This is a genomic window from Neptuniibacter pectenicola (genome assembly GCF_001597735.1).
Taxonomy (GTDB): Bacteria; Pseudomonadota; Gammaproteobacteria; order Pseudomonadales; family Balneatricaceae; genus Neptuniibacter; species Neptuniibacter pectenicola.
Map to the genome: position 1 here is coordinate 1 of NZ_LUTS01000203.1, position 205 is coordinate 205.

General features: G+C 50.2%; 1 tRNA gene. It reads left to right on the plus strand.

The annotated features are described in order from the left end of the window. Positions 1-128: 128 nt before the first annotated feature. Positions 129-205: transfer RNA gene (locus A3773_RS17485), tRNA-Ile, on the plus strand.

Consider the following 205-nt stretch of genomic DNA (forward strand, 5'->3'; position numbering starts at 1 on the left):
TGGATCACCTCCTTAAACGAAAGCCGAATCTTGGCAAGCGTCCACACGAATTATCTGATCAGAAAGTGAAGAGAGCGGAAGAGTAGTCTGCAATTACATTGCGACTAGTCGGCAAATTGCCGAGTAGTAGGCTTGTAGCTCAGCTGGTTAGAGCGCACCCCTGATAAGGGTGAGGTCGGTGGTTCAAGTCCACTCAGGCCTACCA